The following is a 26,301-nucleotide window of genomic DNA, read 5'->3' as shown; positions in this document are numbered from 1 at the left end:
CGGCACGCTCAGATCACCGGCGTGGCGTCGATCTCGCGAGACATCAGCGAGCGGCAACGCGCCGAGGCGATGTTCCGCGGCCTGCTGGAAGCGGCTCCCGACGCGATCATCGGTGCCACCCGCGACGGGACCATCACCCTGATCAACGCCCAGACCGAACGCATGTTCGGCTACCAGCGCGAAGAACTGATCGGCCAGTCGATCGACATCCTGATCCCCGAGCAGGCACGCGCCCACCAACCCCAGCAGCGCGACGCCTACTTCGCCGACCCCCGACCCCGGCAGTTGGCTGGCGGCAAGGACCTGACCGCCCTGCGTAAAGACGGCAGCGAGTTCCCGGTCGAGATCAGCCTGTCCGCGCTGCAAACCGACCAAGGCGTGATCGTGTCCGCCGCCATACGCGACGTCACCGAACGCCTGCACGCCCAGAAAGAACGCGAACGGCTGATCACCCAGGCCGAACGTGACGCCGCCGAACGGCGCCTGCAACACGCCCGCCGGTTGGAAAGCCTCGGGCAGCTCGCCGGCGGCGTGGCGCACGACTTCAACAACATCCTCGCCGTGATCGCCAACTACAGCGAACTGCTGCTCGACACCCTGGACACCCCGGCCGTCAGCACCGAGGATCTAGCCGCCGCCCGCAACGACATCGGGCAGATCAGCCGAGCCGCCGAACGCGCCACCCGACTGACCAAACAACTGCTCGCCTTCGGCCGCCGCGACATCACCCAAGCCGAAGTCCTCAACCTCAACCACGTCATCGGCGACGTTGAGCAGATGCTGCGCCGCACCCTCGGCGAACACATCCACCTGATCACCCAACTCGACCGGCAGCTGTGGCCGACCTACGCCGACGCCAGCCAGATCGAGCAGATCCTGGTCAACCTCGCGGTCAACGCCCGCGACGCGATGCCCGACGGCGGCACCCTGTCCATCGATACCACCAACGCCGCCCTCGAATTCGAAGACATCGACCAAGGACCCCTGCAGCCGGGCCGATACGTGCGCCTACGCGTCAGCGACACCGGCACCGGCATGCCACCCGAGGTCATCGACCGAGCCTTCGAACCGTTCTACACCACCAAACCGCAAGGCTCCGGGACCGGACTGGGCCTGGCCACCGTCTACGGCATCGCGACCGCCGCCGGCGGCGACGTGCACCTGTACTCCGAAGCCGACATCGGCACCACCATCACCATCCTGCTACCCGCCGTCGACACCCCCGCCGACGTCACCGTCCCCGACGCCGAACCCGTCCTGCAAGCAGCCACCGAACCACGACCACACGAGACCATCCTGATGGTCGAAGACGAAGACGCCCTACGCCAGGTCACCGCACGCATCCTCACCCGAGCCGGCTACAACGTCCTACCCGCCAACGGCGGCGCCCAGGCCATCCACATCGCCCAAACCCACCCCGAGCCGATCGACCTACTCCTCACCGACGTCATCATGCCGAAAATGATGGGCAACGAAGTCGCCGCCCGCATCCAAGCCATCCGCCCCGACATCCCGGTGCTCTACATGTCCGGGTACGCCCAACCCGTCCTCACCGAAAACCGCACCCTGCCCGACGGCGTCACCATCGTCGAAAAACCCTTCACCAGCCGCGACCTGCTCCACCGCATCCGCACCGTCCTACACCAGCGCGCAGCGCGGTGACCGGGGCAGCCGGCTGGCCAGCCCGCCAGTGCGCCCACGCCAGCCGCTCGAACCCCGCACGCGCGGCGCTTGACCGTTGAGCACGACTATCGGCTTGTCGAGCTGGTCTCTGCCGCTCGCATCGCCGTCACGGTGCCGCCGATCCGAAACCCCCGCGAAGCCGGAAGGTGACCGCGTCGGGTGCCGGAGCGGCCCACCAGCCGTATGTGCCTTCGCGCCAGGCGTGCCCGTCGAACCCAGGCGAAGCCGCGGCGGCCGGGGTCGGCCGCATGCGGACGTCGGCCCGTGTTGGCCGCCGACGACAGGGGCGTAGCGTTGCTTTGCCCGCGAGAAGACCCTGCTCGGTTCTACGCTGATCGGGTGAACAGTTGGGGAGAGCGGGTCGGTTCGACGGTCACTGTCAACGGCGTTTCCGCCGTCCTGATCGCGGCGGATCCGACAACCGGCACCCTGGACGTCGAAGTTAAAGATGACCTTGGGGTCAGTCCGTTTGATGTGGTACAGCTGATCCACACGCCGCCGGTAAGCCGATGGTGGGCGGCGGTGCGGACGGTCGGCGACGGATCGGTTCGACTGGGCCGCCCTGCCCGTGATGAGACCGACCGGCGCCAGTACCCCCGACGGGAGCTGAACCTTCCGGTGACGGTGTGGTGGCCCGACACCTCGGTGGAGAGCGTCGGTCACACCCTCGACGTGTCGGTCGGCGGCTTCGCCGCTGTGCTCGACCACGCGCCACCAGAGGGAGTCGACGTGGCGGTACGGATAGACGGCTCCTATCAGCCGCTGCTGGCAATCGCCCGCTGTATCACCGTGCAGGACCGGCAGGCCCACTTCGCCTACACCGACATCGGCATGCAGGAGTCGGAGCTGGCCAAGCACCTGGTCTTCACTCGCCCCACCCGCACCTGGGACGGCACCAGCACCGACGCGGTTCTGTGGTCCAGCGTCGGCGCCCAGCCGGTCACCGCCAAGCCGACCCGGATAGCCTGCGTGGTGTCCGGCGCCCAGCAGGGCCCAGCCCGCAAGGAACACGTAGTCCTGAACATCAACGACGCGCTGCTTCGGGCGAGGGTGGTCACGGTCGCCGGCGGGGTGGCCCGACTCGCCTGGCTGGACTGACCCGACCCGACCCGGCCAGCCGGTCGAACTTCTGGGCCCGGATGCGGGCATGGCGATGGCCGCCTTGGCCGGCGCCGCCGCTGGTCTCGCCGCGCGGCGGCGCTTGGCCGGCGCGGCGACCGGCATGTCCGGGACGGTCCCGTCGGCTGGCGTCGGCGGCGCCTCAAGCGCGCGGGCCGGGCTGGGCGTCGGGATGGCGGCGACGGGCTGATCGGCCGAGGCAGCCCGGCGCGGCGTCGGCGCAGGGGCTGACGGGTTCACCGCCTGCAGCAGCAAGCCGACGTCCACGGTGGGCATACGGCCGCCCACAAGACCGTTGTCGGCGTGCAGGTGCACGTCGGTGATCCGGACCTCAGTGTCGGAGGTGTCCACGATCAGGGTGGTGGTGGTTCCGCTGGCGTCGTTCGGCGCGATGGTGATGGTGTACGAGGGCATGAAGGGCGTCCTTTGAGAGCGATGAGCCAAGCCATCAGGCCACATCCCACAGGCGACGCTCAGGAGCCCCCGCACTGGGCGTCCGCGAGGGGTGACCTCCAGATGACGAGCGCAATGTATCGCAGCGTGACGTCGCGCAGACCTTCTCATCCGTTCTGCCTGGCTCACCGTCCTCCAGGGCCTTGGAATCGACAGACGCCTGGGGATCGGGTAGTGCGTCGCTCCTGCCCGGTCGTTACTTCAGGTGGGCTCCTCCATTACTGAAGGATCATGAATGAGCGGCTTCTCGCCCACCGTAGCGATGCTCACCGGCCTGGCATGGCTATTCATCCTCTTCGCCCTGACCGTGCTGCCGCGGAACACCTCCGGTGGCTTGAGAGTGCGCGCATGGATGCTCAACGCCGGTGCGCTAACTCAGCTACCGCTGGCCATTGTGGTGTGGCAATCCCACGACGGCGGCATCCTCTGGGCGTTGGCGATCGTCGCCTTCGCCGCCTGGTTGCGCCACCGGGCCCGACGTTCATATCGGCTGGCTTTGGAGGCGCCGCCCTGATCATCGACTGGACGTCCATGCCGCCAGCCATTCGCCTTGGCGCCGAGTAGCACTCGGGCCAGCTCAAACCGAACCCCAGGCTCGCAGCAAGGGTCCATAGGGTTGCTCACATGGCTATACCGGAGTTCGTCGTCGTTTTGCGCACCCAGATTGGTCATGCCCCGCTGCCCCTGGGGCGCTCGGTGCGCGCTACCACCGCCGCGGCGGCGGGCGCGCATCGACGGCCTGACCGGGGAGCAGGTCCGCGGGGCCCTGGCCGCGCTGGTCACCTGCGGCAAGGTGGGTTACGACTGGTCCGAGGCCGGCTGGTTCCACCGTGAGCTGCCGTACCGGACGGACCTGCTGACCGCGCCGCAACCCCGGTACGTGGCGGCCCGCGCACTCATCGCCGCCGGCGCGTGCAGCTCCGGTACGCCGACGGCTCGAACGGGCACGACCGGCGGCTTGAGCACGCCCCGACGCCAGCCATCAATATGGCGGTGACATGCGCAAACGTTGAGTTCAGCACCGATCGGGGCAAGAGCATGCGACAGTCGGTGTCCCAAGCCGGTGAGCGGCAGTTGAGCGCGCCTTCGGTCGCGCAGGCCGCTGAGGAGGCGTTCGTCGGACAGGGAGTTTTGTTCGGCGCGGCCGCCGAGGAACAGCGGCTGGGGCTGGGCGGGCGGCCCGGTCAGGTGGGTGCGGATGACATCCATAGGCCGCATGGCTTCCGCCCGCCGGGCCTGCCCTTGTGAGTTCTCACGGGGTCTGACCTGGATGGAGGCGCTTCTTGCTGGTGCGGATCAGTTTTGATGAGAACGAGTGGTCGGGTTCTTCTCAGTCGATCTGATCTTTGCCGGGATCGTCGCTGGCGGCTGTCAGGTGTCGGACTGGCTCCGTGATCTTGGGCTCTGAACCGGGTGCTAGCGCCCGCGATCGTCAGTTCGGAGGGCTGACCGGCAGCTACCGTCATTCAGGTGACAGCGGCAAAGCGCGGTCGGTGGGTGACGGCGGCTGTTGCTGCCGTTCTGGCTGCTGGTGTCCTGGTCTGGTGGATCAAATACCGAGGGCCCGCTCTGGAGGACGAGCTTTCGCCGGCCGTGCGCGCCAGCCTTACGATCCGGGCGAGGGACGCGCTCGAGGCAGGCGCGTCAGCGAACCTGACGCCGGACGAAGGTAGGCTGGCATGCGCCGTTCGGGTGCTGGGCACTGATCCGCCGGCGGTCGTCCAGGCAGCGCAAGCGCGCACAGTTTTTGTTTGGGCGATGTGCTCGACCGTCGGCACTGAGGTGAACACCGAATCGTCATTGCCGGTGGCAATCCATCTCTCCGACCCGCCGGCCGCCGAGGTTCCCGGCGATGGATCTCTCAACGGTCCAGACAGGCGGAGAATCTTCCCCGAGCGACTGCAGGACGTTGTCGCCGGGGACGGGAACGGGTATGGACTTGAGCCGCAGATGCGCCAGCGCGTCCAAGAGCGACGCTGAGGAACACCGGCATCCTGCCTCCAGGATCGTCACCGGTCGTGTGCTGGAGGCCCGTGTGGCAGCCAGACCACTCCACACAACCGTGCGCCCTCCATCAGGACCGCCCGGATCGTACAAACAGGCTAACCAAGTGTCCGGTCCCAGAAATCATGTCGATCGATCATGCCCGTGACCTCGGGCATGACAAGTCGGTCGAGACGGCGGCGCGCCTGCCGGCAGCCCAGCTCATCACGCGGCGCTGTGTCACCCGTCGATGTCCCAAGGATCATGTCATCGGCCTATGGGTGCGAACGGCGTCGCGACAGGTGGATTGAGACCAGGACGGTGAGATTCTCGCTGAAGCTTGCGGTTTCGCTGTCGTCGACCCCGCGAGCTGGTCCGCGTCTGCCCCGGAGGAACGAGAGAGCCATCCCGCGCCACCTGGCAACGCCGACGCCGCACGGGCAGCCGTGGCCTTGTTTGATCCTGGCTCGGTGCCGGCGGCGTGGCCGCGGAGCGGGGCCATGTCGATGACGGCCGTGACAGCGCCGCGACGGCGCCGGGGCCGCGCAGATTGGCGTACGGTCTTGCGTGTGACCAGCAGACCAGCCGTGGAGCAGCACCTGCGCGACCTTGCGCGGCTGCGCCGCGTCCGCGACCGGATCGATCGGGAGTACGCACAGCCGCTGGACGTCGAGGCGCTCGCCCGCGGCGCGAACATGTCGGCCGGGCACCTCAGCCGCCAGTTCCGGCTCGCCTACGGCGAATCGCCGTACAGCTACCTGATGACGCGGCGGATCGAACGCGCGATGGCGCTGCTGCGCCGTGGCGACCTCAGCGTTACCGAGGTCTGTTTCGCGGTCGGCTGCGCGTCGCTGGGCACCTTCAGCACTCGCTTCACCGAACTGGTGGGCATGCCGCCCAGCACCTACCGGAGCCAGACAGCTCCCGCGACGGCGGGGATGCCGCCATGCGTGGCGAAGCAGGTGACCAGACCGATCAGGAATCGAGAAGCGCCGGTCACGCAGCGGCAGTTAGCGTGACGCCATGGACATCACCATTCACGCGAGCTTCCTCCCACACGACGACCCGGACGCCTCCCTGGCCTTCTACCGCGACACCCTCGGCTTCGAGGTCCGCAGCGACGTCGGACAGGGCAAGATGCGCTGGATCACCGTCGGGCCCGCCGGTCAGCCTGACACGTCCATCCTCCTGGCTCCGCCGGCCACCGACCCCGGCATGACCGACGACGAGCGCCGCACCATCGCCGAGATGATGGCCAAGGGCACCTACGGCTGGATCCTGCTGGCCACCAAGGACCTCGACGGCACCTTCGAGCGAGTGCAGGCCAGCGACGCCGAGGTCGTCCAGGAGCCGGTCGAGCAGCCGTACGGGATTCGCGACTGCGCCTTCCGCGATCCCGCGGGCAACCTGATCCGCATCCAGCAGCTGCGCTGAGCCGCCCGGCGATCGCAGCCATGTGCACAGATGCGTACCGTGAGGCGCTGACACGAGAGCTCACCTCCACGCGATCGTCGGCGCCGGCCTCGACACCGGCGGCGAGCCAGCGCCACGCCACCGAAGCCGACCGCGAAGGCGTTGTGGGGCCGCTCCGGCGACGGGTGAATCCTTGACAGAACGATCTGGAAAGTCGCGGCGTCGCGGGTCATCGATCCACGGAGACTCGCCAACTCCGATGAGACGAGATCCGGCCCTAAATGGGATGATCGGGACGGCTTCTGCCACGTCGCCGGAGAAGCCGGCCGCGCACGTGGCGGAATGGCTGAGACTCCGCCAACCCGACTGAGAACGGACACCAAGCACCCCCCGCCGGACCAGAATCGCTGAGGGTCAGAAACGGATCAGATCCAATGAGAACAGCTCAGATCCATCGAGAACTCACAGCCCTCACATCCACTGTGACCTGCGCGTTCGTGGCCGCCAAGGGCCGTGGCTGAACTACAGCCCGAGTAGTTGATCAACGCGGGTCGGTTTCGGCGATCGCTGTTCGCAGTACGGACAGCGGGGTCGTCTGCCCTCGGCTAGCTCGGTGGGCATCCGGGCCGCGAGCGTCGCGGGTAGGCGCAAGCCCATCGGAACCGCCGCGGCCGGCTTTGGCACCTGCAACGGCGCGGCCTCGTCGTCGCGGACCTGGCCGGCGGCGGACGCCGCGGGGGGCCGCCCTCATCTGCTCAACGCCTAACTGATCTTGGCCTGATGCCCCGTCACGGGCAGTGCAGCGACGCAGACCCGGACGGCGTGTGGCGCGTCGAGCTGGACCTGCGTCCGCGGTCCCGCTCCTCATTGTGGTATCGGCTCGTCGACCCTGTGCACGACAACGTCATCGAGGACCTGTCGATCGCCGGGGTCGAGCGGCTGCTCGCGCGGATGGGCTACGACCTAGCCGACCTCGTCGACGTCCCGGCACCGGGCCTAGCGGCGCGCGGACTGGTCCGCGACCGGTGCGGGGAGACCGGGCAGCTGTGCCCGGACAAGAAGAAGGGCCGCCGCTGCCCGGGCTGGCACTTGCGGTGGGTGCCTCAGCGGATGAACAACCTGGTCGTCCGTGCCGCGTATGGGGAGTGGGTGCCCTACGACCATCGCACCAGCAGGAACGGCACGCAGTGGTTCTGGGTACGACGCCCGGGGAGAGCGCTGAAATACCAGCTCAGCGCTACCGTAAGAAGATGGTCAACCCGGCACGCTGCCCGTCGACGGAGCCCGCGAGGACCTCGCGGTGACGAACCTCGCGGTATTCCTGAAGGCGGTCGGTAAGCGCGGCGGCGAACTGGCCGGCGACCCGATCCGCGACCCCGCCGCCGACCGCGACGGCCGGTTCGGCTGGGACCTGCCCCGGCCCGACGGCAGCATCACCCGGCTGCTCATGCCGGGCGTCGAGCTAATGCGCGTCCGCGACGACCTCACCGCACACGCGCCCTGCCTTCTCTAAGGGTCTCGGGTCTGTAGCGGCACGTTGCATCGGTCGTACTACGGGGGCCACATGCAGCACTTCTCTGGGGGTGCTTGTTCGGTGACCCGACGTTGATGGATCGAGAGAAGCGGGGGTCTGATGAGCCAAGCGTCCACGCGGAGCCGTCATCCGGGAGTCGGTACTGGACCGTCCTTTAGGGACGCTCAGATCGTGATGGCGACCTTTCCCCGGACGTGGCCAGCCGCGAGGTGCCGCATGGCGTCGCGGGCCTGGTCCAGCGGGTACTCCCGGTCGACGCTCGGGGTGACCGTGCCGGCCACGACGAATTCGGTGACGCGTTCGAGGTGGGTGGCCCGCTCACTGGGCATCACCATCGTGAGCCGCTGACCGATGAACGGTGTCACCGCCAGGGCGCGGAACTGGCGGTTCAGTCCGCCGCTGAAGTTGCCGCCTTCCTCGCCGCCGACGATCACGGCCGTGCCCCGGGGGGTGAGGGCGCGGCGTAGCCGCGACAGCGTCGGGTTGCCGGCGATGTCCAGGATCAGGTCGTACCGGCGGGAGCCGGCGGCGAAGTCGTCGCGGGTGTAGTCCAGGGCGTGCTCGGCGCCGAGGTTGCGTATGTGGTCGAGCTTCGCGGTGCCGCACACGCCGGTGACGTGCGAGCCGAGCGCTGTCGCGAGCTGTACGGCGTAGCTGCCGACGCCGCCCGACGCGCCGAGGACCAGCACACTCTGTCCCGGTTGGACTCGGCCCGCGTCGGTCAGCGCGAGCAATGCCGTGATGCCGGAGACCGGCACGACGGCTGCCTGCGCGAACGTGAGGTTGGCCGGTTTGGCGACGAGCTTGTCCTGCGGTGCGGTGGCGTACTCGGCGAACGTGCCGCGACCGATGCCGTACACCTCCTCGCCGACCGCGAACCGGGTCACGCCGGGGCCGACGGCGGCCACGGTCCCGGCCAGGTCGCGGCCGGGCACCCCGTATCGCGGGCGGCGGGGGCCGGTCGCGAGGCGGACGACGTACGGCTTGCCCGTCATCAGGTGCCACGTCCCGCGGTCGAGTCCCGCGGCGTGGACGCGTACCAGCACCTCGCCCTTGCCGGGCTCGGGGCGGGCGATCCGGGCGGGGCGCAGCACGTCGGCGTCGCCGTACGTCTCGTGCACGATCGCCCGCATCGTGTCGTGCCCGGTGGATGGTCGTGTGTCGGTTCTCATGATCACCTCTCGGTGTGCCTGCTGCCCGTACTTAGTACGAGAGGTTATCGTACAAAGTACGGGACAGCCATCAGGCGATCGGAGGAGCGTGTGGCGAAGGTCGGAACGCTGAGCCGCGAGCGAGTACTGGGTGGCGCCGTCGCCGTGGCCGACGCCGGCGGGCTGGCGTCACTGACGATCCGGTCGCTCGCCCAGGAGCTCGGCGTCAAGCCGATGTCCGTCTACCACCACGTCGCGAACAAGGAGGAGATCCTCGACGGCATCGTCGACCTGGTCTTCGCCGAGATGGACCTGCCCCGGACCGACGGCGACTGGCGTACCGAGATGCACCGCCGCGCCACGTCCGCCCGGCGGGTGTTGCGACGCCACCCGTGGGCCATCACGCTGCTGCATTCGCGGACCAGTCCCGGGCCCGCGACGCTGCGCCACCATGACGCGGTCATCGGCACGCTGCGCGCCGGCGGCTTCTCCGTGCAGCTGACCGCCCACGCGTTCGCGCTGATCGACAGCTACGTGTACGGGTTCGCGCTGACCGAGTCGACCCTGCCAATCGACGACCCGGACAAGATCGCCGAGCTGGCCGAGTCGATGATGCCGGCTGAGGCCGCCGCCGTGTACCCGCACCTCGTGGCGTTCACCGCCGAGCACGTCATGCGACCCGGGTACGACTTCGGCGACGAGTTCGAGTACGGCCTGGATCTCATCCTCGACGGCCTTGCCCGGTCGGCCGGATAGCGGCCCGCCGTCCGCTCAGGAGCGCGGAGTGGACGCGACCCGAGCACTGGCCGCGGCGGGCAGTTTCCCTTGCACCACACATGTGGCGATCGATACGGCCACCGGCGGCAACGCCTGAGCTGGAAAAACTCACGATCAGAGCCGTCGGCCCATAGAGAACGTGCCTCTACGTCAACGGCGGAGCCTGGTGGTGGAACGACGCGGTCACCATGGCCGCATAGCAGCCGACGTCTCGAACCAGCACTCGCACCTCGAGCCGGACCAAGAGTCCGGTGATCGGTAGGTCCTCGCCCGCGGGGCGGTAGGCGCGGGGATCAGGGGTGAGGACATAGCGTCGCGGCGAGCACCCGGGCAGACATGATGATCTTGTGCTCCCAATGTGCTCCCAGCGTAAGGAGCAACAAGCGAACGGCCCGTTACCCTAACACCGGTAACGAGCCGTTGACCTGCAGAAACTCCGGTGGGCGATACTGGGATCGAACCAGTGACCTCTCCGGTGTGAACGGAGCGCTCTCCCGCTGAGCTAATCGCCCTTGCCGCGACAGACTGTACCGGACCTCCCGGCTCGTGTGCGAACCAGGGGTCGGCGCGTCACCGGCCGGCGAGGAAGTCTCGGATGACCACGGCCAGGTCGATGTGCATGGTGAGCTTCACCGACAGCCAGACCACGGCGCAGATGAAGACGAAGCCCACCAGGCCGATGAGGGCGCGGACCGGGAGGCTCTGCTTGAGCACCCAGTGGGTCCAGCCCTGGACGTGGCGCTTGGTGAACTGCAGGAGGTGGCGGGCCCAGACGAATTCGACCGCCCAGATGGCCAGGCCGAGGATCACGATGGCCCAGCCGGGTCCGGGGAACGGGATGAGGACGATCCCGAGGGCGACCACGAGGCCGCCCAGGACGCCGACGCCGATCTTGAGGGCCAGGCGGCCTGTCGGGTTGGCCCGGATCCGGTCGAGGATGCCGGTGGGCGTACGGGTTTCGGTCACGGAGTCGGATTGGGACATCTCGTTCACTTTCCCGGCAAAGATCGCGCGCTCCCCGTCATTTCATCCCCCAGTGTCCCGCCTCCCCGTCACTACCCGGGAGGAATGGACGTTACCGGAGTGAGTCAACTGCTGGACCACCCGACGCCGGGCGGAACCGAGTACATGGGCAGAACAGGACAAGATACCGTTTAACGGCTCGTTCGGTGAGCTTATCGGAACCGTCTTCCCACTACTGGGTGAGATCAGCGTATGGCGGAGCGTAATGACAGGGATCACCTGAGTATGGGAAACGCGGGGTTCACCAGCCTCGCAGCGGTGCCGGGGGGAGTTCGTCCATGAGTACCATTCGTCCAACGACCGTCGAGGTCGAAACATCGCTGCGGCTCGTAGCGCCTGATGCCACGGCTCTGCCCGTGCGTGCCAGCCTGCGGTACGACCCAGCCGACCCGTACGCGGTCCACGTGTTGTTCCACGCAGAATCAGCCGGTGGGGAAGCCGTGAGCTGGTCCTTCGCGCGGGAACTTCTCGTTACCGGGCTCGACGAGCCCGCGGGGATCGGGGACGTCCGGGTGTGGCCGTGGGCCACGCCGCGGGGCGACTTCGTAGCCCTTGCACTGTCGTCGCCTGACGGCAATGCGCTGTTCGAAGTACCACGCAGCGTTCTGGTCCGGTTCCTGCGGCGCACCTATGTGGTGGTTCCGCGGGGCCGGGAGTCCGATCACCTGGACGTGGACGCGGCGGTCAACCGGCTGCTGGCCGGTCGATAGCGACAACGGAATTCACGGGGCGACCCGCGCGGACACTGCCGGTCCGCGCGGGTCGCTTTTTCATGCCGCTATTCGCGTCTTATTTGTCCGATTGTGTGCTCGTTTTCCGGATCGTCTGGCGGATATCCGCTGACCTCGGGTCTCCCACGTGCATCCCTGGTCACGGCCGGATACCGTCGCCCTCGATGGTCATCCCCGGACAGCGGCGCACCAGGTCCGCGCCCGCCCCGCAGTGGGCCGGCGTGGGCACCTGCACGCTGTCCGAGACCGACCTGACCGCCGAGGAGCCGCGGCCCCGGCGGCTGCCGTACCACCTGCTCGCCCTGACCACCGCCGGACACGGCACGGTCGAGATCGACTTCGTCCCTCTTCCGGTACGGCCGGGGACGCTGCTCTGGATCCGGCCCGGCCAGGCCGTGCGCTTCGGCGTCGAGCCGGGGCTGGACGCCTCCCTGGTCACCTGGAGCCGGGACCTGCTGTCGGCGGCGGAGGTGCGCGGCGTACCGGTGGACGACCTGCCCGGTCCCACCCGCTGGCAGCTGGCCGGCGAGGACGAGGACGCGGTGATCACCGAGGTGGCGCAGCTGGGGGTGGACTGCGCCCGGCACCCCTCGGGAGCGATCGCGGCCGGCCTGCTCCGGCACCAGCTGGCGGTGCTGCTGCTGCGCATCGCCCTGCTGAGCGGCGAGCACCCGGGCGCCTCCACGTCCGAGGCCCGGACGTTCGCGCGGTTCCGCCGCGACCTGGAGGACGACCATCCGCACACTCGCCGGGTGGAGGACTATGCGGCCCGGATCGGCTGCTCGGTGCGCACGCTCACCCGGGCCGGCCTGGCGGTGGCGGGCCGTACGGCGAAACAGGTCGTCGACGACCGCGTGGCCCTCGAGGCGCGGCGGTTGCTCGCGTGCACGGATCTGTCGGTCGCCGAGATCGGGCGGCGGCTGGGCTTCGGCGAGCCGACCAACTTCGGCCGGTTCTTCCACCGCGAGGTCGGGATGAGCCCGGGGGCGTTCCGGGCGGGAGCGGTCGCGCCGATGCCGGCCGAGGTTCCGGACGACGTCGCGGACATCGGCGCCCGGGTCCCGACCCAACGCCTCGCCGCCGAATAAAGCCCGGAGCCGCCCAGAGAAAGCCGGCCGGAGAAAGCAGGGCCGAGCCGGCCGCAGAATGCGGGAAGCCGGGCCGGCCGCAAGAAGCGGGAAGCGGACCGGCCAGGATGGCAAGACCCCCGAAAGACTGATTTTGCCACCGATCCCTGACGCTGAGTGATGCCCGAATTCCCATATTTCCCGGGGTGGACGAGGGAGACGAGCACGGACGGGGCATGATGGTGATGTGCAGATCTCCGCGCGCGGCGACTACGCGGTACGGGCGGCGCTGAGCTTGGCCAACGCCTACCCGGCCCTGATGTCCGCCCAGGCCATCGCCCAGGACCAGAACATGCCCAGAAAGTTCCTCGAGGCCGTTTTGGCGGATCTCCGCCGGGCCGGTGTGGTGCGCGCCCAGCGCGGAGCGGAAGGTGGCTACACGCTGTCACAGTCGCCACGCGACGTGACCATCGGGCAGGTCCTGCGGGCCGTCGACGGGCCGCTGGCAGGGGTGCGCGGTCTTCGTCCGGAGGAGACCCAGTATTCCGGCGCCGCGGAGAATCTCCCCAACCTCTGGGTCGCCGTACGCTCCGCGGTGCGCGAGGTGGTCGACGAGGTGAGCCTCGCCGAGCTGATCAGCGGCCGGATGCCCGCGCACGTCCGCAAGCTCACGACCCGCCCGGACGCCTGGCAGCCCCGGTAGGCGGTTTCGGAAAATCGGTCATCGGGAATCTCATGGTCATCTGGCGATTCCACGGAAGGACCCCCCGATGGGCATCATGTACCGCAGTCGTAAGAAGCTCGGGCCGCTGATTCTGAACTTCACGCAGCGGGGCCTCTCCTCCTGGACCATCAAGATCGGCCGCTGGTCCTGGAACTCGAAGGCCAAGGCGCACCGCGTCGACCTGCCCGGCCCGCTGTCGTGGAAGCAGGACAAGTGACGGATCTCAGGCGGAGATGACCACGTCTCCGCCGAGCCGGCCGTGCTCCGGGCGCCGGGTCACCGTCCCGGCGTCCAGCAACGTGTGCAGCACCCGGGTGACGTCCGCGGCCCGGTAGACCGTCTCGGTCAGCGCGAACGTCCGCAGTTCGGCGACCGTCGCCTCCCCCACCTCGCCCAGATGGGCCAGCAGTTCGCGGCGCAGCGGGCCGGGGTGCGGGCTGAGCGAGATGTCGATCAGGTGCCGCTCCGGGTCTCCGGGATCGCGATAGCGGACGCCCGCGTACTCGTCGACCGCCCACAGCAGATCCTTGAACGCCTCGAGGCTGCGGCCCAGCGTCGTCGCGTAGAGCACCACCTCCCCCGGATCGTCTGAGTTCGCCAGTTCCACGGCGGCGACGAGGGGGAAGCCGGCTTCCCGCAGCGCGGCGCGCGTCTGCGGGACCGGCGCCGAGCCGGGCAGCACGATCAGCGCCTCGGCCGGTTTCCCCGCTGCCACGGCCGCGAGCAGGGGCGCGCCGGGCGGTTCGCTTGCGGCGGTCGCATCCAGAAAACCCAGCACGGGTACGCGCACAGCACCGGCCGCCTTCAACGCCGCCGCCCACGTGTCCGCGGTCGGACCCGGCACACTGTGGACGTTGAGCCCGGCCGCCGCGGCGCCCCCGCCCACCTCGCCGCCGACGGTCACCACGGTCAGTTCCCTGCCCCTGACCAGGTCGGACTGGTCGGTGAAGACACCCAGGGCCGCCTCTGCGAGGGGGCGGGTCGTGTCGGCGTACCCGTGGGCGTAGACGGCCCGGCGGGCCCGGTGCAGCGCGGCCGGCGCCCATGCCTCGAGGTGGCGGACCAGGATTTCGCGTTTGACGTCAGCGACGCTGTCGGCGCTCATAACCGAGTTCTACCGTGTGACGGGCCACAACGGGGACACGCCCCAGGACTTGTACCTAGGGTGGCTGAGCAGACACTATGAGGCACGTGCCCCCTCCGCTCGCCGCCCTGACCGCCCAGGCGCAGACGCTGACGGCCGAGGGCGACCTCGCCGGCGCCCGCGCCGTGCTGGCCGGCGTCCTCGATCCGGCCGAGACCGACCCGCAGCGCGCCTCGCCCGACCTGGCTCTCGCCGCCGCCCTGCAGGCGCGCATCCTCATCGCCCTCGGCGACGCGCACGCCGCGCGGATCTGGGCCGGGTTCGCGCACGCCGCCGAGGAGCGGCTGCACGGCCCGCACGACGAGCGCACGATCGCCGCGGCCGCCACGCACGCCGCGGTGCTGCAGCGGGTGGGTAACCACGGCCGGGCCGCCCAGCTCTACCACGACCTCGTCGGCGAGATCACCGCGCTGGACGGGCCGCTGTCGCCCCGGGTGCTCGCGGCGGAGGCCGACCTGGCGATCGCCGAGCACGCCGCCGGGCACTGCACGGCCGCCCGGGCCCGGCTCACCGACGCGTGGACCCGCTACCGCGAGGTGTACGGCGACGCCACCGCCGGTGGCATCAAGATGCTGGCCCGGCTGGGCGCGATGGAACGCGAGTGCTCCAGGCCCGACGAGGCCACCGCCCACCTGACGCTGGCCCAGGAGTTCTGCGCCCGGTACCTACCGGCCGACCACTCCCTGGCGCAACAGGTCGCCCGGCTCGCCGGCAGCCCGCCGTCGGGACGCCACAGCTGCGGCCGGGTACAGCGCTCGACCGGCCCCGAGCCGGACGGACCGGCCGCCGGCGTGACCCGGGTGCCGGCGCCCGCCCCCGATGCCCTGCCCGTCCGACAGACGCCCGAGGCACCCGGCGATCCCACCGGCCGGCACGCCCGCACGGAGCCCGCGATCCCGCTGCCCCTGATGTCCCCCGCCCCGTCCCGGCCCGCGCCGGGCGAGCCGCTGCCCCCGGCCGCACCGGTGTACTTCCCGCCGCCGCAGCACGAGCCGGGCACGCCCGCCGCCGAATGGCCGGCCCAGGGCCACGTCGCCCAGGTGCTCGCCGGCCACGGCGAGACCGCGCACGCCGAGACCGGGCACGCCGAGACCGCGCGCGGGGAGACCGTGGGGACGCCGCGGGCCGATCCGTTCCCGCCGGACTCCGTGCCCGCCACGGTCGCCGTGGTCGCCACGCCCGGCACCTATCCCCCCGGCCCCCGCCCGCCCGTCGACCGGGCCAGCGCCGCCGTCGTCGAGCGCCGGTTGCCCGTACCCGTGGAGAAAGCCCCGAGCCGGCAGCCCTTCATCCTGGCTGCCGTCCTGGTGGCCGGGGTCGCGGCCGCCGCCGCGATCGTCGCGGTGACCCTGCCGCGCGGCGACCGGGCCGGCACCGCTCCCCCGCCGGCGCCGGCGACCAGCACCGCCCGCGACGGCGCGACGTCTGCTGCGCCCAGCCCTTCGGTGAGCACCGACCCGCGCGCGCCGATCGACGTCAAGCTGCGGGACAACCGCGACAGCGTCTCGCTCAGCTGGCGCTATCCGAAGGGCTCGGAGGGCCCGGTGCTGATCTCCGGCGGCCGCGGGGGCCAGGAACAGCGGGCCTTCCAGCAGTTGGCCGCCGGCACCACCGACTACGTCGTCTACGGGCTCAACGAGCAGAACAACTACTGCTTCACCGTCGCCGTCGTCTACACCGTCGACGAGGTCGCCGCCTCGCCACCGGTCTGCACCACTCGCAAGTGAGCGGGCCCGAGGTGCCGGCAACCGAACTGCTCCCCGGAAACACCTCATTGTTCACCCCCGCCGCCCGATCGGAGAGGGCTGTCGAGGACCCCGCCGGGGACCGACCGGGAGAGGCGGGACGCTTGTGACCACCGAGGCGGTGACCGAGGTCGGCTCCAGCCTGGTCGCGGACGACCGCGCTTCGCTCGAGGCGACCCTCGCCGAGCTCGAGGCGCGCCCCACGTCCAAGTTCCGCAGCGTCGCCGCGCCCGCCGCGGCCGCCGAGCGACGGGCCGGCACGCTGGGTCTCGACGACCTCGTCATGCACGCCAAGATGCTGCGGGCCGACGTGCTCGTCCGCGAGGGCCGCTCCGAGCGGGGCGGGCAGTGGGCGCACCAGGTGCTGGCCTGGGCCCAGGAGCACGAGCACCCCTACCTGCTGGCGCGCTCCCACCGGGTCCTGTCCAACTTCTACCGGCAGGTCGGCGACATCGCCGAGGGGCTCACCCACGCCGTGCAGTGCTTCGCGCACCTGACCGACGACGAACCGCCCAGCATCCGGGCGCGGCACCTGATGACGCTCGCCGTCGCGCTGGACGAGAGCGGGTCCACCGAGGAGGGTGACCGGCGGTTCCGCGAGGCACTGCAGATCGCCACCGCCATCGGCGACCTCGAGCTGACCCTCAACATCCTCAACAACATGGCGTACACGGCGTTCGAGAACGACGACGAGGCCGGCGCCCGGGACCTGGTCGCGCACATGCGCGAGGTGCAGGCTCGCAGCCCGCGCAACTTCAGCGCGCTCGAGCTGGACACGATCGCCCGCATCGAGATGATGAGCGGTCACTACGGCGCGGCCGAGGAGACGCTGCACGTCATGCTCGAGGACGGCCAGTCGAAGGTCGAGGCCCACGAGGGTGACGCGCCCGCGGTGTGCCTGCTGACCCTGGCCGAGGCCCGCCGGCTGGACCACCGCTTCGCGGCGGCCCAGGAAGCCCTCGATGAGGCCGTCCGGATGGCGGAGGAGCGCGGCCTGGATCGGGTACGCGCCCGAGCCCGCGAGGAGCAGGCCGCCCTGTACGCCACCGCCGGCCGCTTCCGGGAGGCCTACGAGGAGCACTGCGCATTCCACAAGGCGGCGTCGGCGCTGCACTCGGCACAGCGCGACGCTCGGGCCCGGGCGTTGCAGGCGGTCTTCGAGGCGACCGAGGCCCGGCGTGCCAGCGAGCACTTCCGGGAGATGGCGCACCGCGACGCCCTCACCGGTCTCTACAACCGCCGCTACGTCAACGAACGCCTGCCCGCCCTGCTGGGTGAGGCCCTGGTCCGGCGGACGCCGATCTCCCTGGCGATCCTCGACCTCGACCACTTCAAGCGGGTGAACGACACGTTGTCGCACAGCGCCGGCGACGTCGTCCTCCAGCAGGTGGCCCAGCTCCTGCTGGCGGCGGCGAGCGAATCGATGATCGCGGCGCGGATGGGCGGCGAGGAGTTCCTGCTGGTCATGCCCGGCCTGACCGCCGAGGAGGCGGTCGAGCGCTGCGAGCGGCTGCGCCTGCGGATCCGGGCGTACGCCTGGGAGCCGATCACCGGCGCCCTCCCGGTGACCACCAGCATCGGGGTGACGACCTCGGACGACGGCCGGGGCTCGGCGTCCGCGCTGCTGTCCCTGGCGGACCGCAACCTGTACGTCGCCAAACGCGAAGGCCGAGACCGGGTCGTCGCCGACGTCTGAGCGCCCCCGGCGCGGGTATCACGGGATGATGCTGCCCCTCACCCTGTCCGCGCCGAGACCCCGCGGGGGCTGGGTGAGCCGCTGGTCCACGGTCGGGCGGGTCCGTACGCACGTACGCGTCCCCGCCCGTCCCGCCGACGGCCTGCCCGTGGTGCTGCTCCACGGCCTCGCGGTGTCCCATCGCTACCTCATGCCCACGGCGGACGCGCTCGCCGACCGGCACCCGGTGCTCGTACCGGATCTGCCGGGTTTCGGGCTCAGCAGCAAACCACCGGTCGCGTTCGACGTGCCGCGGCACGCCCGGTTCGTCGCCGCCTGGCTGGACGTTCAACGGCTGTCCCGGGTGGCCGTGGTCGGTCACTCGTTCGGCGCGGAGGTCGCGGCGGCGCTGGCCGTCCTGCGCCCGGACGCGGTGGCGGCGCTCGTGCTGGCCGGCCCGACGGCGGACCCGGCCGCCCGCAGCCGACGCGGCCTTGTCGGACGCTGGTTCGGCGACCTGCCCGCCGAGGACCCGCGGCAGGCAGCGATCCTGGCCCGCGACGTGTGGGACGCCCGGCCGTGGCGGGTCTGGGCCACCATCGGCCACTCGGTGCGCAACCGGGTCGAGGACGACCTGCGCCGCGTGACGGCGCCGACCCTGGTCCTCGGCGGCGACCGCGACACGGTGGCGCCGCTCGCCTGGCGTACCCGGGTCGCGCAGCTCACCGGCGGCGTGTCGGTCACCCTGCCCGGGGCCGCCCACAACGCCCTGACGACCGCCGGCCCGGCGGCCGCGGACGCGATCGCCGCTCACCTCGCCCCGGCGAGGAGTGCTTTCGGTACGACGGGGTAGTCGGTTGCCATGCGTATCGGGAACACCGAGGTCCGGGTCTTCGGCGGCGGGCTCGGCTGTCTGGCGATGATCCTCGTGTCGGTCCTGTTGTCAGTGCTGCTGACGGTGCTGCTCAATACGGTGTTGTGAGGTCCAGGTCGACGGTGAGCGGGTAGTGGTCCGAGGCCCATTCCGCCTCGTCGCCGTGGATCACCCGGGCGTGGGAGGCGCGGGCGGCCAGCTCGGGCCGGGCCATGACGTAGTCCAGGCGCATGCCGGCGTTCGAGAACTCGTGGCCGCCGCCCTTGGTGGTCGGCACGGTGAGGCCGTCACCCTCGCCCGCCGCACGCCAGACGTCGACGAAGCCCGCCGCCCGCAGCGCACCGATCGCCGAGGTGTCCGGGCGGCCGTCGCGGTCGAGGTGCCGGCGGCGGTACAGCTCCGGCAGCCGGGAGAGGCGCTCGGTGTGGGCGGTGTCCGGGTCGAGTGCGTTCAGGTCGCCGGCGATCAGGGTGAGCGGCGCCCGGTGGCGGTGGGCGAGCCAGCGGGCCTCGCGCTGCCGCCGGTACGGGCGGAACGGGTTCAGATGCGTGCTCACGACGGTCAGCGGGCCGGCCGGGGTGGGCACCTCGACGGCGGCCGCGGCGTGATGCAGGCGCCAGCGGACCGTGGCCCGGCCGGTGATGGTCAGGGGTGGGCGTACGAAGACGGCGACCGGCTGGCCGAAGGCGGAGGGCGCGAGGTGCGCCACCATGCCGAGCGCGTCCGCCACCTCGCGCATCCGCCGGCCGTCGTGGCGCTGGAAGTCGCGAAGCTCCTGGAGGGCCACGATGTCCGGACGCTCGCGGTTCAGCAGCGCCACGACCGCGTCGAGCCGGCCCCCGCCGCCGCCCGTCTTGATGTTCCAGGTCAGCAGGCTATGCGTCACGGCGCACGTCCGCGTTCGGCCGGATCGAGAAGTAGAGCACGGTGAGCCAGCCCGCGGTCAGCAGCGCCGCGCCCAGCACGTCGGTGGGGTGGTGCATGCCCCGGTACATCCGGGAGACCGCGACGCCCAGCGGCATGACGACGGCGAGGACCACGAAGATCCAGCGCCACCAGTACGCCCGCAGCCGCGGCACCAGCAGCACCGCGATCGCCGCGTACAGGCACATCGTCGCGGCGATGTGGCCGGACGGGAACGACGAGGTGGGCAGCTTGCCGTCGAGCTGCTCGACCGGGGGGCGCGGGCGGCCCACGGCGGCGGCCGTGCACAGGAAGAGCGTCAGCTCGCCGAACATGGCGAGCACGACGTAGAGCACCATGCGCCAGTGCCGCCACACGGCCAGGGCGATCGGGCAGAACACCAACGAGACGATGAGGATGGCGTGGGTGTCGCCGGCCTTGCTCCACGCGTAGCTGAAGTCGTCCCATCCGGGGGTACGGAAGCCCTGCAACCACCGCGGCACGCCGTCGTCGAAGCTCTGCAGCCAGGACGGCATGTGGTCGGTCAGGGTCCAGCCCAGCGCGTACAGCAGACCGAAGGTGAGGACCCAGCCGACGACGATCTCCATCGCGCCCGCCCACGGGTGCGGGAGCAGGCTCTCCCCGGGGAGGCCCGGACGGACGTCGGCGGAGGCCTCCGGCTCGAGGCCGTTCTCCAGCGGCACCTCCGGGCGGCCGATCTCCCGGCGCCAGACGCGGAAGGCGTACGCGGTGACGCCCAGCCACGCGGCGCCCAGGAACCAGCCGGCGAGCACGTCCGAGGCGTAGTGCACGCCCAGCGCGATCCGGGTCAGCCCGATCGCGAGCACGATCACCGCCATCACGGTCACGAACCACTTGCGGTGCCGCGCCGAGACCGCCGGGAGGAAGACGAGCAGCAGGGCCCCGTACACGATCATCGAACCGAGGGCGTGGCCGCTCGGGAAGCTGTTGCCCGGCGCGTGGGCGACCGGGTCCTCGACGACCGGGCGTACCCGGGCGACCAGGGCCTTGAGCGACGGGTCGAGCAGCAGCGCGCCGATCCCGGTGACCACCAGGTAGACGGCGAGGCGGATCCGCTTGCGGATCAGCAGCGCCACCACGGCGATGGTGACCAGCCACATCATGATCGGGCGGCCGCCGAGGCGGGCCACGAACTCCAGCGCGCCGACGACCGGGGGGTGCGGGGCGACGAGCCGGTTCAGCGCGTCCGCGACGCCGTGGTCGAGGCGGTCCAGCGGACCCCAGTGGGAGCGGACGAGCAGCAGCAGCGCGCCGAAGCCGAGGCCGAGCGCGACGACCACGAGCAGGCCCAGCACGCTGCGCTCGGCGAAGTGCAGCAACGGTCGCCGGCGTGCGGGTTCCTCGGCGGCCGTTCTCGGCTGCTGGTCGGTCACCATGTCGGGCTCCTGGCTCTCGGGGGGGTGCGCCCGATTTACCCCGCGCGCTTCTCCGGTACACCGGATTCCTTGTCGCCCGGCTCCCAGTGGTCGCGCAGCGCCGGCCGGGTGACGCCGACCCGCTGCGCCTCGAGCTGGGCGGCGAACGCGATCCCGAGGAACAGGGCGACGCCGGTGAGGTTGGCCCACAGCAGCAGCGCCATCATCGCGGTGAGCGGCCCGTACGTGGCGCCGAAGCCGTCGCTGACCTGCACGTACCCGGCGAGCAGCAGACTGGCGACCCACCACAGCACGGTCGACAGCGTGGCGCCGAACAGCAGCCAGGTGAGGCCCGGCTGGCGGCGGCGGGGCGAGTGCCGGAAGAGCAGCCCGACCGCGAACACGATCAGCAGCAGGCTGAGCGGCCATCGGACGACGTCGAAGGTCAGATGGGTCTTGTGGCCCCAGCCGAAGTGCCGGGCTATCGAGTCGCCGGTGGCGTGCCCGGCGACCAGCAGCAGGAAGCCGAAGAGGGCGGGCAGGCCGGCGATGACCGCCAGCACCGCCGCCCGGGTGTACTTCTCCAGGGCCTTGCGGTCGCGCTCGACGCCGTAGATGCGGTTGGCGCCCCGCTCGATCTGGGCCATCGCGGTGGTCAGCGCCACCAGCCCGGTGAGCAGGCCCAGCGCGAGGGCGAGCTCGCCGGCGTTCTCGGTACGGTCGTCGTCGTTGAGCAGCTCCCGGACCAGCGGCTCGCTGGCGCCCGGCGTCAGGGCGTACACGGTGTCGGCGACGACCTGCCCGCCCTCCTCCACGCCGAGGTCGGTGGCGAGGCCGGACAGCGCGATCATGAACGGCACGATGGCGAGGCACAGCTGCAGCGCCAGCGCCCGGGAGTGGCTGAAGCCGTCGCCGTAGCGGAAGCGTACGAACGCGTCCCGCAGCAGATGCCAGCGCCCGTAGTGCCGCAGCGCGAGGAAGGCATCGTCCGCCGACAGCTCGTTCCCCGGCATCATCTTCGTCTCGGGCACCGGGGAGGTACTACTCACTTGGCGTCCTCCGCCGCCGCGCGCACCTCCTCGGCGGCCCTTTCGGCGGCGCCGCTGTCGTAGGCGAGGTCGGGGTCGCTGTCCGGCTGCGGCACGCAGAGCAGCAGCGCCCGGTGCCGTACCCCGATCGACATGGCGGCGCCCGGCTCGATCAGGTCGCCGTCGAGCTGCCGCGGCTGCGGCCGGATGCTGCGGATCTCGATGCGCTCCGCCGTGTACGTCTCCATCCGCGGGATGCGGTCCCGGCGCCGGATCACCGCCCAGCTCAGCGCGGCCCAGTGGGCGAGGTTGCGGGGGCTGAGGATCGCGACGTCGAGGCGGCCGTCCGCCGGGTCGGCCTCGGTGAGCAGCCGTACGCCGCCCTGCAGCCGCCCGACGTTGCCGACGATGACCGTCCGGGGCCGGCGCCTCAGCGGAGGCTTGCCGTCCAGCGAGATGACCACGGGCATCGGTCGGTCGCGCAGATGCTTGAGCGCGCCGCCCACGTACGCGATCCAGCCGATGTGTTTCTTCGCGGTCTCGGACGTGCCCGCGAGCATCTGCGCGTCGAAGCCCATCCCGGCCATCACGGCGAAGGACTTGTCGCCGCAGACGCCCACGTCGATGCGGCGCCGGCCGCCCTGCAGCGCGATCTCGACGCCGGTGGCGGCGTCGCCGTTCAGTCCCAGGTTGGCGGCGAGCAGGTTGCCGGTGCCCGCCGGGATCACGGCGAGCGCCACGTCGGTGCCGGCCAGGGCCGAGATCACCGCCATGACCGTGCCGTCGCCGCCGCAGACGAAGACGAGCTCGGCGCCGTCCTCGACCGCGCGCTGCGCCTGGCCGCGGCCCGGGTCCTCCGGCGTGGTCTCCAGCCAGAGCGGCTCGGGCCAGCCGGCGGTGGCGAGGCCCTCGACGATGGTGCGCCGGAGCAGGTCGAGGTCGGGCACCTTGACGGGGTTCACGACGACGGCGGTACGGGGTCCAGTCACGGCGACAGTGTGCCCAGCGGACCTCCCATCGGAAACCCCGGCATCGAGGGGTTACAGTGGGCGGGGAACTTGAACACGTTCAAAGAAGGGGTGATCGCCATGCGGGTGCTGGTCAACCTGTTGATCTCGGTGGGCATGCTGATCGTCGTGCCGGCCGGACTGCGGCTGCTGGCCGATCCGGGCGCCGGACTCGCCCGGCGGCTCTGGCCCTTCGGCGCCGCGGCCGGGGTGGTCAGCCTCTGGTTGCCGCGCGGCAGCGTCGCCACCGCGCTCGCCACCGGCTACGCGATCACGGCCGCGGTGCTCTGTGCGTACGCGATCAGCAGACCGGCCCGGCCGAGGAGTGAGTGGCCCGCCGAGGCCGCGGTGCTGACCGCCCTGATCGGCCCGGCCGTCGCGGCGAGCGCCCTGGTCGCCGAGCGCAGCGGATATCACCTGTTCGGGTTCGAGCTCGGCGTGCTGAGCCTGACCGTGGCGCACTTCCACTTCGCCGGCTTCGCCGCGGCGCTGATCGCCGGCCTGCAGACCCGCGTCCGGCCGGGGCCCGCCGCGGACGCCGCCGCGCTCACCGTCCCGGCCGGCACGCTGCTGGTGCTGCTGGGCTACTTCACCGCCGAGTGGGTGGAGCTGGCCGGCGCGCTGGTGCTGACCGCCGGCATGTGGGCCGTCGGCTGGCTCACCTGGCGGCACGCCCGCACCGGCGCGCCGGACCGGCTCACTGCGGCGCTGCTCGGCGGCTCGGCGCTGGTGCTGGCCGGCTCGATGGTGCTGGCGGTGGCGTGGGCGCTGGGCGAGGCAACCGGCCTGCCGCACCCGTCGCTCGCCTGGATGGCCGCGACGCACGGGGTGGCGAACGCCCTCGGATTCGCGGTGTGCGGCATGGTGGGCTGGCGCCGCGCCGGGGCAATGGTCTGAGCACAGAGAAAGGACGACGATGACCGCGTTCACGTACGCCGAGGTCGGCGCGACACTGCACGAACCGCTGCCGGCGGGCTACCGGCACCTGCACTACCGCACCTACGTGGGCGGCGAGGACGTCTTCGACCGCGCGGCCGAGGCGATCCTGACGTTCGGCATGCACCGCCGCACCGGCGCGCGCATCCGTACCGAGGCCGGGCGGGCCGCGCCGGGCGTCCGGCTCACCGTGGGAGCCGGGCCGCTGAGCGTCCCGTGCGAGGTGGTGTGGACCGCGGACGAGAAGGACCGGGCCGGATTCGGGTACGGCACCCTCCCCGGCCACCAGGCCACCGGCGAGGAGGCCTTCACGGTCGAGCGCGACGCCCGCGGCCGGGTGTGGTTCTCGGTGACCGCCTTCAGCCGCCCCGCCACCCGCCTCATGCGGCTCGGCGGGCCCGCCGCGGTCGTCGCCCAGCACCTGTACGCACGACTCTGCGGCCGCGCTCTCAAGAAGCTGTGTGCTGAGTCCCGTACGGTTGATCCGTGAGCGAGGCGAGCGTCACGTGGTGGGGGCACAGCACGATGTGGCTGGCCGACTCCGGGACGTCCCTGCTCACCGACCCGCTGCTCACCGACCGGCTGATCCACCTGCGCCGGATGGCGGGCCCGACGCCGGTGCTCCCTGGCGCGCCCGACGCGGTGCTCGTCTCGCACCTGCACGCCGACCACTTCCACCTGCCGTCGCTCAAGGCCGTCCCCGGCTCGCCGCTGCTCGTCGTGCCACGCGGGGCGGCGGCCTTCGTCGCCAAGAGCCTGGGACCCGGGTACGGGAACCGCTGCGTCGAACTGGAACCGGGCGAGGAGACGACCGTCGGCGCGGTGACGGTCCGAGCTGTACCGGCGGCGCACGACGGTGGCCGCGGCCCCTGGTCCCGCCTGCAGTCGGTGGCGATGGGTTTCGTCGTCGAGGGCGCCGCCCGCACCTGGTACGGCGGCGACACCGGCCTCTTCGACGGCATGTCGAACCTCGGCCCGCTCGACCTTGCACTGATCCCGGTGGGCGGGTGGGGTCCGACCCTCGCCGCCCACGGCCACCTCGACGCGACCGACGGCGCGGAGGCCCTGCGCCGGGTCAAAGCCGCCTGGGCGGTGCCGGTGCACTACGGCACGTTCTGGCCGGTCGGCATGGGCCGCATCCGCACCCACATGTTCCGCGACCCCGGCACGGAGTTCGCCCGCCGGGCGGCCCTGACCGCCCCGGACGCCCAGGTCCGGGTCCTGGGCCACGGTGAGACCCTCACGATCGGGCCGGCCGCGTGATCTCCGAACTGACCGCCCTCGGCTGGCTTTTCGTGGTGGTGTCCTTCGGCGCGATAGTGCCGGTCGTGCCCACCGGCGCGGCCGTCAGCGGCGCGGCGGCGCTGGCCTTCCACGACAACCCGCTCCTGATCGTCCTGGTGATCGCCGCGGGCGCCGCCGGCGCCTACGTGGGCGACCTGGTGATGTACGCGATGTGCCGCGCGGGCGGCGAACAACTCGCCCGCCGGCTGCGCTGGCTGCGCGACGGGGAACACCTGGGGGCGGTGCAGGAACGGCTGCAACGGAGCCAGGTACCGGTCCTGCTCGTCTCCCGGCTCCTGCCCGGAGGCCGCGTACCGGTCCTGCTGGCAGCGGGCTTCCTGGGGCTGAGCTGGCGCACCTTCGTGGTGGCGAACCTGCCGGCGTGCGCGCTCTGGTCGGTGGTGTACGCGGGCATCGGGGTGGCGGGCGGCTCCATCTTCCCGGAACCGTGGCAGGGCGTGGTCGCGGCGATCATCCTCGTCCTGGTGATCAGCCAGGTGGTCAACCTGGTCAGCAAGCGCCGGTCGGCCCGGGTGGAGGCGGATGGCGCAGCCGAACTGCCGAGCGCCTCGGGCGGCGACACCTCACCGTGATCGCCACCGTCGGATAGCCGACTTTTCGAGTCCTGGCCGGTCTCGCTCCGGAAATCG

General features: G+C 71.2%; 27 protein-coding genes and 1 tRNA gene. 20 read left to right on the top strand and 8 right to left on the bottom strand.

What is annotated here, in order from left to right; translation table 11 throughout:
• Positions 1 to 69 precede the first annotated feature (69 nt).
• The 8 genes from AB0368_RS26570 (at position 70) to AB0368_RS26535 (ending at position 8,164) form a co-directional block, all read left to right on the top strand.
• Positions 70 to 1,662 (top strand): PAS domain S-box protein, encoded by a 1,593-nt coding sequence (locus tag AB0368_RS26570; RefSeq protein ID WP_366156685.1) that lies wholly within the window; start codon positions 70 to 72, stop codon positions 1,660 to 1,662.
• Between the two features lie 285 nt (positions 1,663 to 1,947).
• The gene (locus tag AB0368_RS26565; protein WP_366156678.1) at positions 1,948 to 2,781 is read left to right on the top strand and encodes a PilZ domain-containing protein; all 834 of its coding nucleotides are present in this window, start codon (positions 1,948 to 1,950) and stop codon (positions 2,779 to 2,781) included.
• A 709-nt stretch (positions 2,782 to 3,490) separates the two neighbouring features.
• The gene (locus AB0368_RS26560) at positions 3,491 to 3,769 is read left to right on the top strand and encodes a hypothetical protein (RefSeq protein WP_366156677.1); all 279 of its coding nucleotides are present in this window, start codon (positions 3,491 to 3,493) and stop codon (positions 3,767 to 3,769) included.
• A gap of 156 nt (positions 3,770 to 3,925) precedes the next feature.
• Positions 3,926 to 4,252, top strand: a complete 327-nt coding sequence (locus AB0368_RS26555; protein ID WP_366156676.1) for a hypothetical protein — start codon at positions 3,926 to 3,928, stop codon at positions 4,250 to 4,252.
• Between the two features lie 473 nt (positions 4,253 to 4,725).
• Positions 4,726 to 5,235: a hypothetical protein gene (locus AB0368_RS26550; protein WP_366156675.1), complete on the top strand. Its 510-nt coding sequence runs from the start codon at positions 4,726 to 4,728 to the stop codon at positions 5,233 to 5,235.
• 572 nt (positions 5,236 to 5,807) lie between these two features.
• Complete coding sequence (locus tag AB0368_RS26545; RefSeq protein ID WP_366156674.1) at positions 5,808 to 6,257, top strand: helix-turn-helix transcriptional regulator; 450 nt, start codon at positions 5,808 to 5,810, stop codon at positions 6,255 to 6,257.
• 4 nt (positions 6,258 to 6,261) lie between these two features.
• Positions 6,262 to 6,672 carry a VOC family protein gene (locus AB0368_RS26540; protein WP_366156673.1) on the top strand — a complete coding sequence of 137 codons (411 nt, stop codon included), beginning with the start codon at positions 6,262 to 6,264 and terminating at the stop codon, positions 6,670 to 6,672.
• A gap of 1,279 nt (positions 6,673 to 7,951) precedes the next feature.
• Positions 7,952 to 8,164, top strand: a complete 213-nt coding sequence (locus AB0368_RS26535) for a hypothetical protein (protein WP_366156672.1) — start codon at positions 7,952 to 7,954, stop codon at positions 8,162 to 8,164.
• Positions 8,165 to 8,349: 185 nt separating this feature from the next.
• Here the strand turns inward: AB0368_RS26535 and AB0368_RS26530 are convergent, their stop codons facing one another.
• Complete coding sequence (locus AB0368_RS26530) at positions 8,350 to 9,357, bottom strand: NAD(P)-dependent alcohol dehydrogenase (protein WP_366156671.1); 1,008 nt, start codon at positions 9,355 to 9,357, stop codon at positions 8,350 to 8,352.
• Positions 9,358 to 9,447: 90 nt separating this feature from the next.
• Here AB0368_RS26530 and AB0368_RS26525 point away from each other — a divergent pair, with 90 nt between their 5' ends.
• A complete protein-coding gene (locus AB0368_RS26525; RefSeq protein WP_366156670.1) occupies positions 9,448 to 10,092 on the top strand; it encodes a TetR/AcrR family transcriptional regulator C-terminal domain-containing protein in 645 nt (214 codons plus the stop codon).
• 461 nt (positions 10,093 to 10,553) lie between these two features.
• Here the strand turns inward: AB0368_RS26525 and AB0368_RS26520 are convergent.
• Positions 10,554 to 10,625, bottom strand: a tRNA-Val gene (locus tag AB0368_RS26520).
• Between the two features lie 58 nt (positions 10,626 to 10,683).
• On the bottom strand, positions 10,684 to 11,097 hold the full coding sequence (locus AB0368_RS26515) for a TIGR02611 family protein (RefSeq protein WP_366156669.1): 414 nt from the start codon (positions 11,095 to 11,097) through the stop codon (positions 10,684 to 10,686).
• 317 nt (positions 11,098 to 11,414) lie between these two features.
• Here AB0368_RS26515 and AB0368_RS26510 point away from each other — a divergent pair, with 317 nt between their 5' ends.
• The 4 genes from AB0368_RS26510 (at position 11,415) to AB0368_RS26495 (ending at position 13,875) form a co-directional block, all read left to right on the top strand.
• Positions 11,415 to 11,846, top strand: coding sequence for an SsgA family sporulation/cell division regulator (locus AB0368_RS26510; protein ID WP_014446635.1), 432 nt, complete (start codon positions 11,415 to 11,417; stop codon positions 11,844 to 11,846).
• A 185-nt stretch (positions 11,847 to 12,031) separates the two neighbouring features.
• Entirely contained in the window at positions 12,032 to 12,955 is a 924-nt protein-coding gene (locus tag AB0368_RS26505) for an AraC family transcriptional regulator (RefSeq protein ID WP_366156668.1), read from the top strand.
• A gap of 226 nt (positions 12,956 to 13,181) precedes the next feature.
• Entirely contained in the window at positions 13,182 to 13,637 is a 456-nt protein-coding gene (locus AB0368_RS26500) for an Rrf2 family transcriptional regulator (protein ID WP_203766310.1), read from the top strand.
• A gap of 67 nt (positions 13,638 to 13,704) precedes the next feature.
• Positions 13,705 to 13,875 (top strand): DUF4236 domain-containing protein, encoded by a 171-nt coding sequence (locus AB0368_RS26495; protein WP_366156667.1) that lies wholly within the window; start codon positions 13,705 to 13,707, stop codon positions 13,873 to 13,875.
• Positions 13,876 to 13,881: 6 nt separating this feature from the next.
• On the opposite strand, the gene AB0368_RS26490 is transcribed toward AB0368_RS26495, so the two are convergent.
• On the bottom strand, positions 13,882 to 14,763 hold the full coding sequence (locus AB0368_RS26490; RefSeq protein ID WP_366156666.1) for a hypothetical protein: 882 nt from the start codon (positions 14,761 to 14,763) through the stop codon (positions 13,882 to 13,884).
• 77 nt (positions 14,764 to 14,840) lie between these two features.
• Here AB0368_RS26490 and AB0368_RS26485 point away from each other — a divergent pair, with 77 nt between their 5' ends.
• The 3 genes from AB0368_RS26485 (at position 14,841) to AB0368_RS26475 (ending at position 19,075) form a co-directional block, all read left to right on the top strand.
• Positions 14,841 to 16,529, top strand: a complete 1,689-nt coding sequence (locus tag AB0368_RS26485) for a fibronectin type III domain-containing protein (RefSeq protein ID WP_366156665.1) — start codon at positions 14,841 to 14,843, stop codon at positions 16,527 to 16,529.
• A gap of 124 nt (positions 16,530 to 16,653) precedes the next feature.
• Entirely contained in the window at positions 16,654 to 18,243 is a 1,590-nt protein-coding gene (locus AB0368_RS26480) for a GGDEF domain-containing protein (protein ID WP_366156664.1), read from the top strand.
• A 28-nt stretch (positions 18,244 to 18,271) separates the two neighbouring features.
• On the top strand, positions 18,272 to 19,075 hold the full coding sequence (locus AB0368_RS26475) for an alpha/beta fold hydrolase (protein ID WP_366156663.1): 804 nt from the start codon (positions 18,272 to 18,274) through the stop codon (positions 19,073 to 19,075).
• 112 nt (positions 19,076 to 19,187) lie between these two features.
• Here AB0368_RS26475 and AB0368_RS26470 read toward each other — a convergent pair whose 3' ends face one another.
• Genes AB0368_RS26470 through AB0368_RS26455 form a run of 4 tightly spaced genes read right to left on the bottom strand, consistent with a single transcriptional unit; the run spans position 19,188 to position 23,413 of the window.
• Positions 19,188 to 19,982, bottom strand: coding sequence for an endonuclease/exonuclease/phosphatase family protein (locus AB0368_RS26470; protein WP_366156662.1), 795 nt, complete (start codon positions 19,980 to 19,982; stop codon positions 19,188 to 19,190).
• Entirely contained in the window at positions 19,972 to 21,417 is a 1,446-nt protein-coding gene (locus tag AB0368_RS26465) for a phosphatase PAP2 family protein (RefSeq protein ID WP_366156661.1), read from the bottom strand. The genes AB0368_RS26470 and AB0368_RS26465 overlap by 11 nt, the downstream gene beginning before the upstream one ends.
• Positions 21,418 to 21,452: 35 nt before the next feature.
• The gene (locus tag AB0368_RS26460) at positions 21,453 to 22,445 is read right to left on the bottom strand and encodes a YihY/virulence factor BrkB family protein (protein ID WP_366156660.1); all 993 of its coding nucleotides are present in this window, start codon (positions 22,443 to 22,445) and stop codon (positions 21,453 to 21,455) included.
• Positions 22,442 to 23,413, bottom strand: a complete 972-nt coding sequence (locus AB0368_RS26455) for a diacylglycerol kinase family protein (protein WP_366156659.1) — start codon at positions 23,411 to 23,413, stop codon at positions 22,442 to 22,444. The genes AB0368_RS26460 and AB0368_RS26455 overlap by 4 nt, the downstream gene beginning before the upstream one ends.
• A 69-nt stretch (positions 23,414 to 23,482) precedes the next feature.
• Here AB0368_RS26455 and AB0368_RS26450 point away from each other — a divergent pair, with 69 nt between their 5' ends.
• The 4 genes from AB0368_RS26450 to AB0368_RS26435 are packed head-to-tail and all read left to right on the top strand — an operon-like array spanning position 23,483 to position 26,244.
• On the top strand, positions 23,483 to 24,328 hold the full coding sequence (locus AB0368_RS26450) for a YndJ family protein (RefSeq protein ID WP_366156658.1): 846 nt from the start codon (positions 23,483 to 23,485) through the stop codon (positions 24,326 to 24,328).
• A 19-nt stretch (positions 24,329 to 24,347) separates the two neighbouring features.
• The gene (locus tag AB0368_RS26445; protein WP_366156657.1) at positions 24,348 to 24,857 is read left to right on the top strand and encodes a DUF1990 domain-containing protein; all 510 of its coding nucleotides are present in this window, start codon (positions 24,348 to 24,350) and stop codon (positions 24,855 to 24,857) included.
• Positions 24,854 to 25,630: an MBL fold metallo-hydrolase gene (locus AB0368_RS26440; protein WP_366156656.1), complete on the top strand. Its 777-nt coding sequence runs from the start codon at positions 24,854 to 24,856 to the stop codon at positions 25,628 to 25,630. The genes AB0368_RS26445 and AB0368_RS26440 overlap by 4 nt, the downstream gene beginning before the upstream one ends.
• The gene (locus tag AB0368_RS26435) at positions 25,627 to 26,244 is read left to right on the top strand and encodes a VTT domain-containing protein (protein WP_366156655.1); all 618 of its coding nucleotides are present in this window, start codon (positions 25,627 to 25,629) and stop codon (positions 26,242 to 26,244) included. The genes AB0368_RS26440 and AB0368_RS26435 overlap by 4 nt, the downstream gene beginning before the upstream one ends.
• The last annotated feature ends 57 nt before the right edge of the window (positions 26,245 to 26,301 follow it).

Source organism: Actinoplanes sp. NPDC051475, assembly GCF_040689425.1.
Lineage (GTDB): Bacteria > Actinomycetota > Actinomycetes > Mycobacteriales > Micromonosporaceae > Actinoplanes.
The sequence above is the reverse complement of the archived record's forward strand: the minus strand, read 5'-3'. Positions and strand labels throughout refer to the sequence as shown.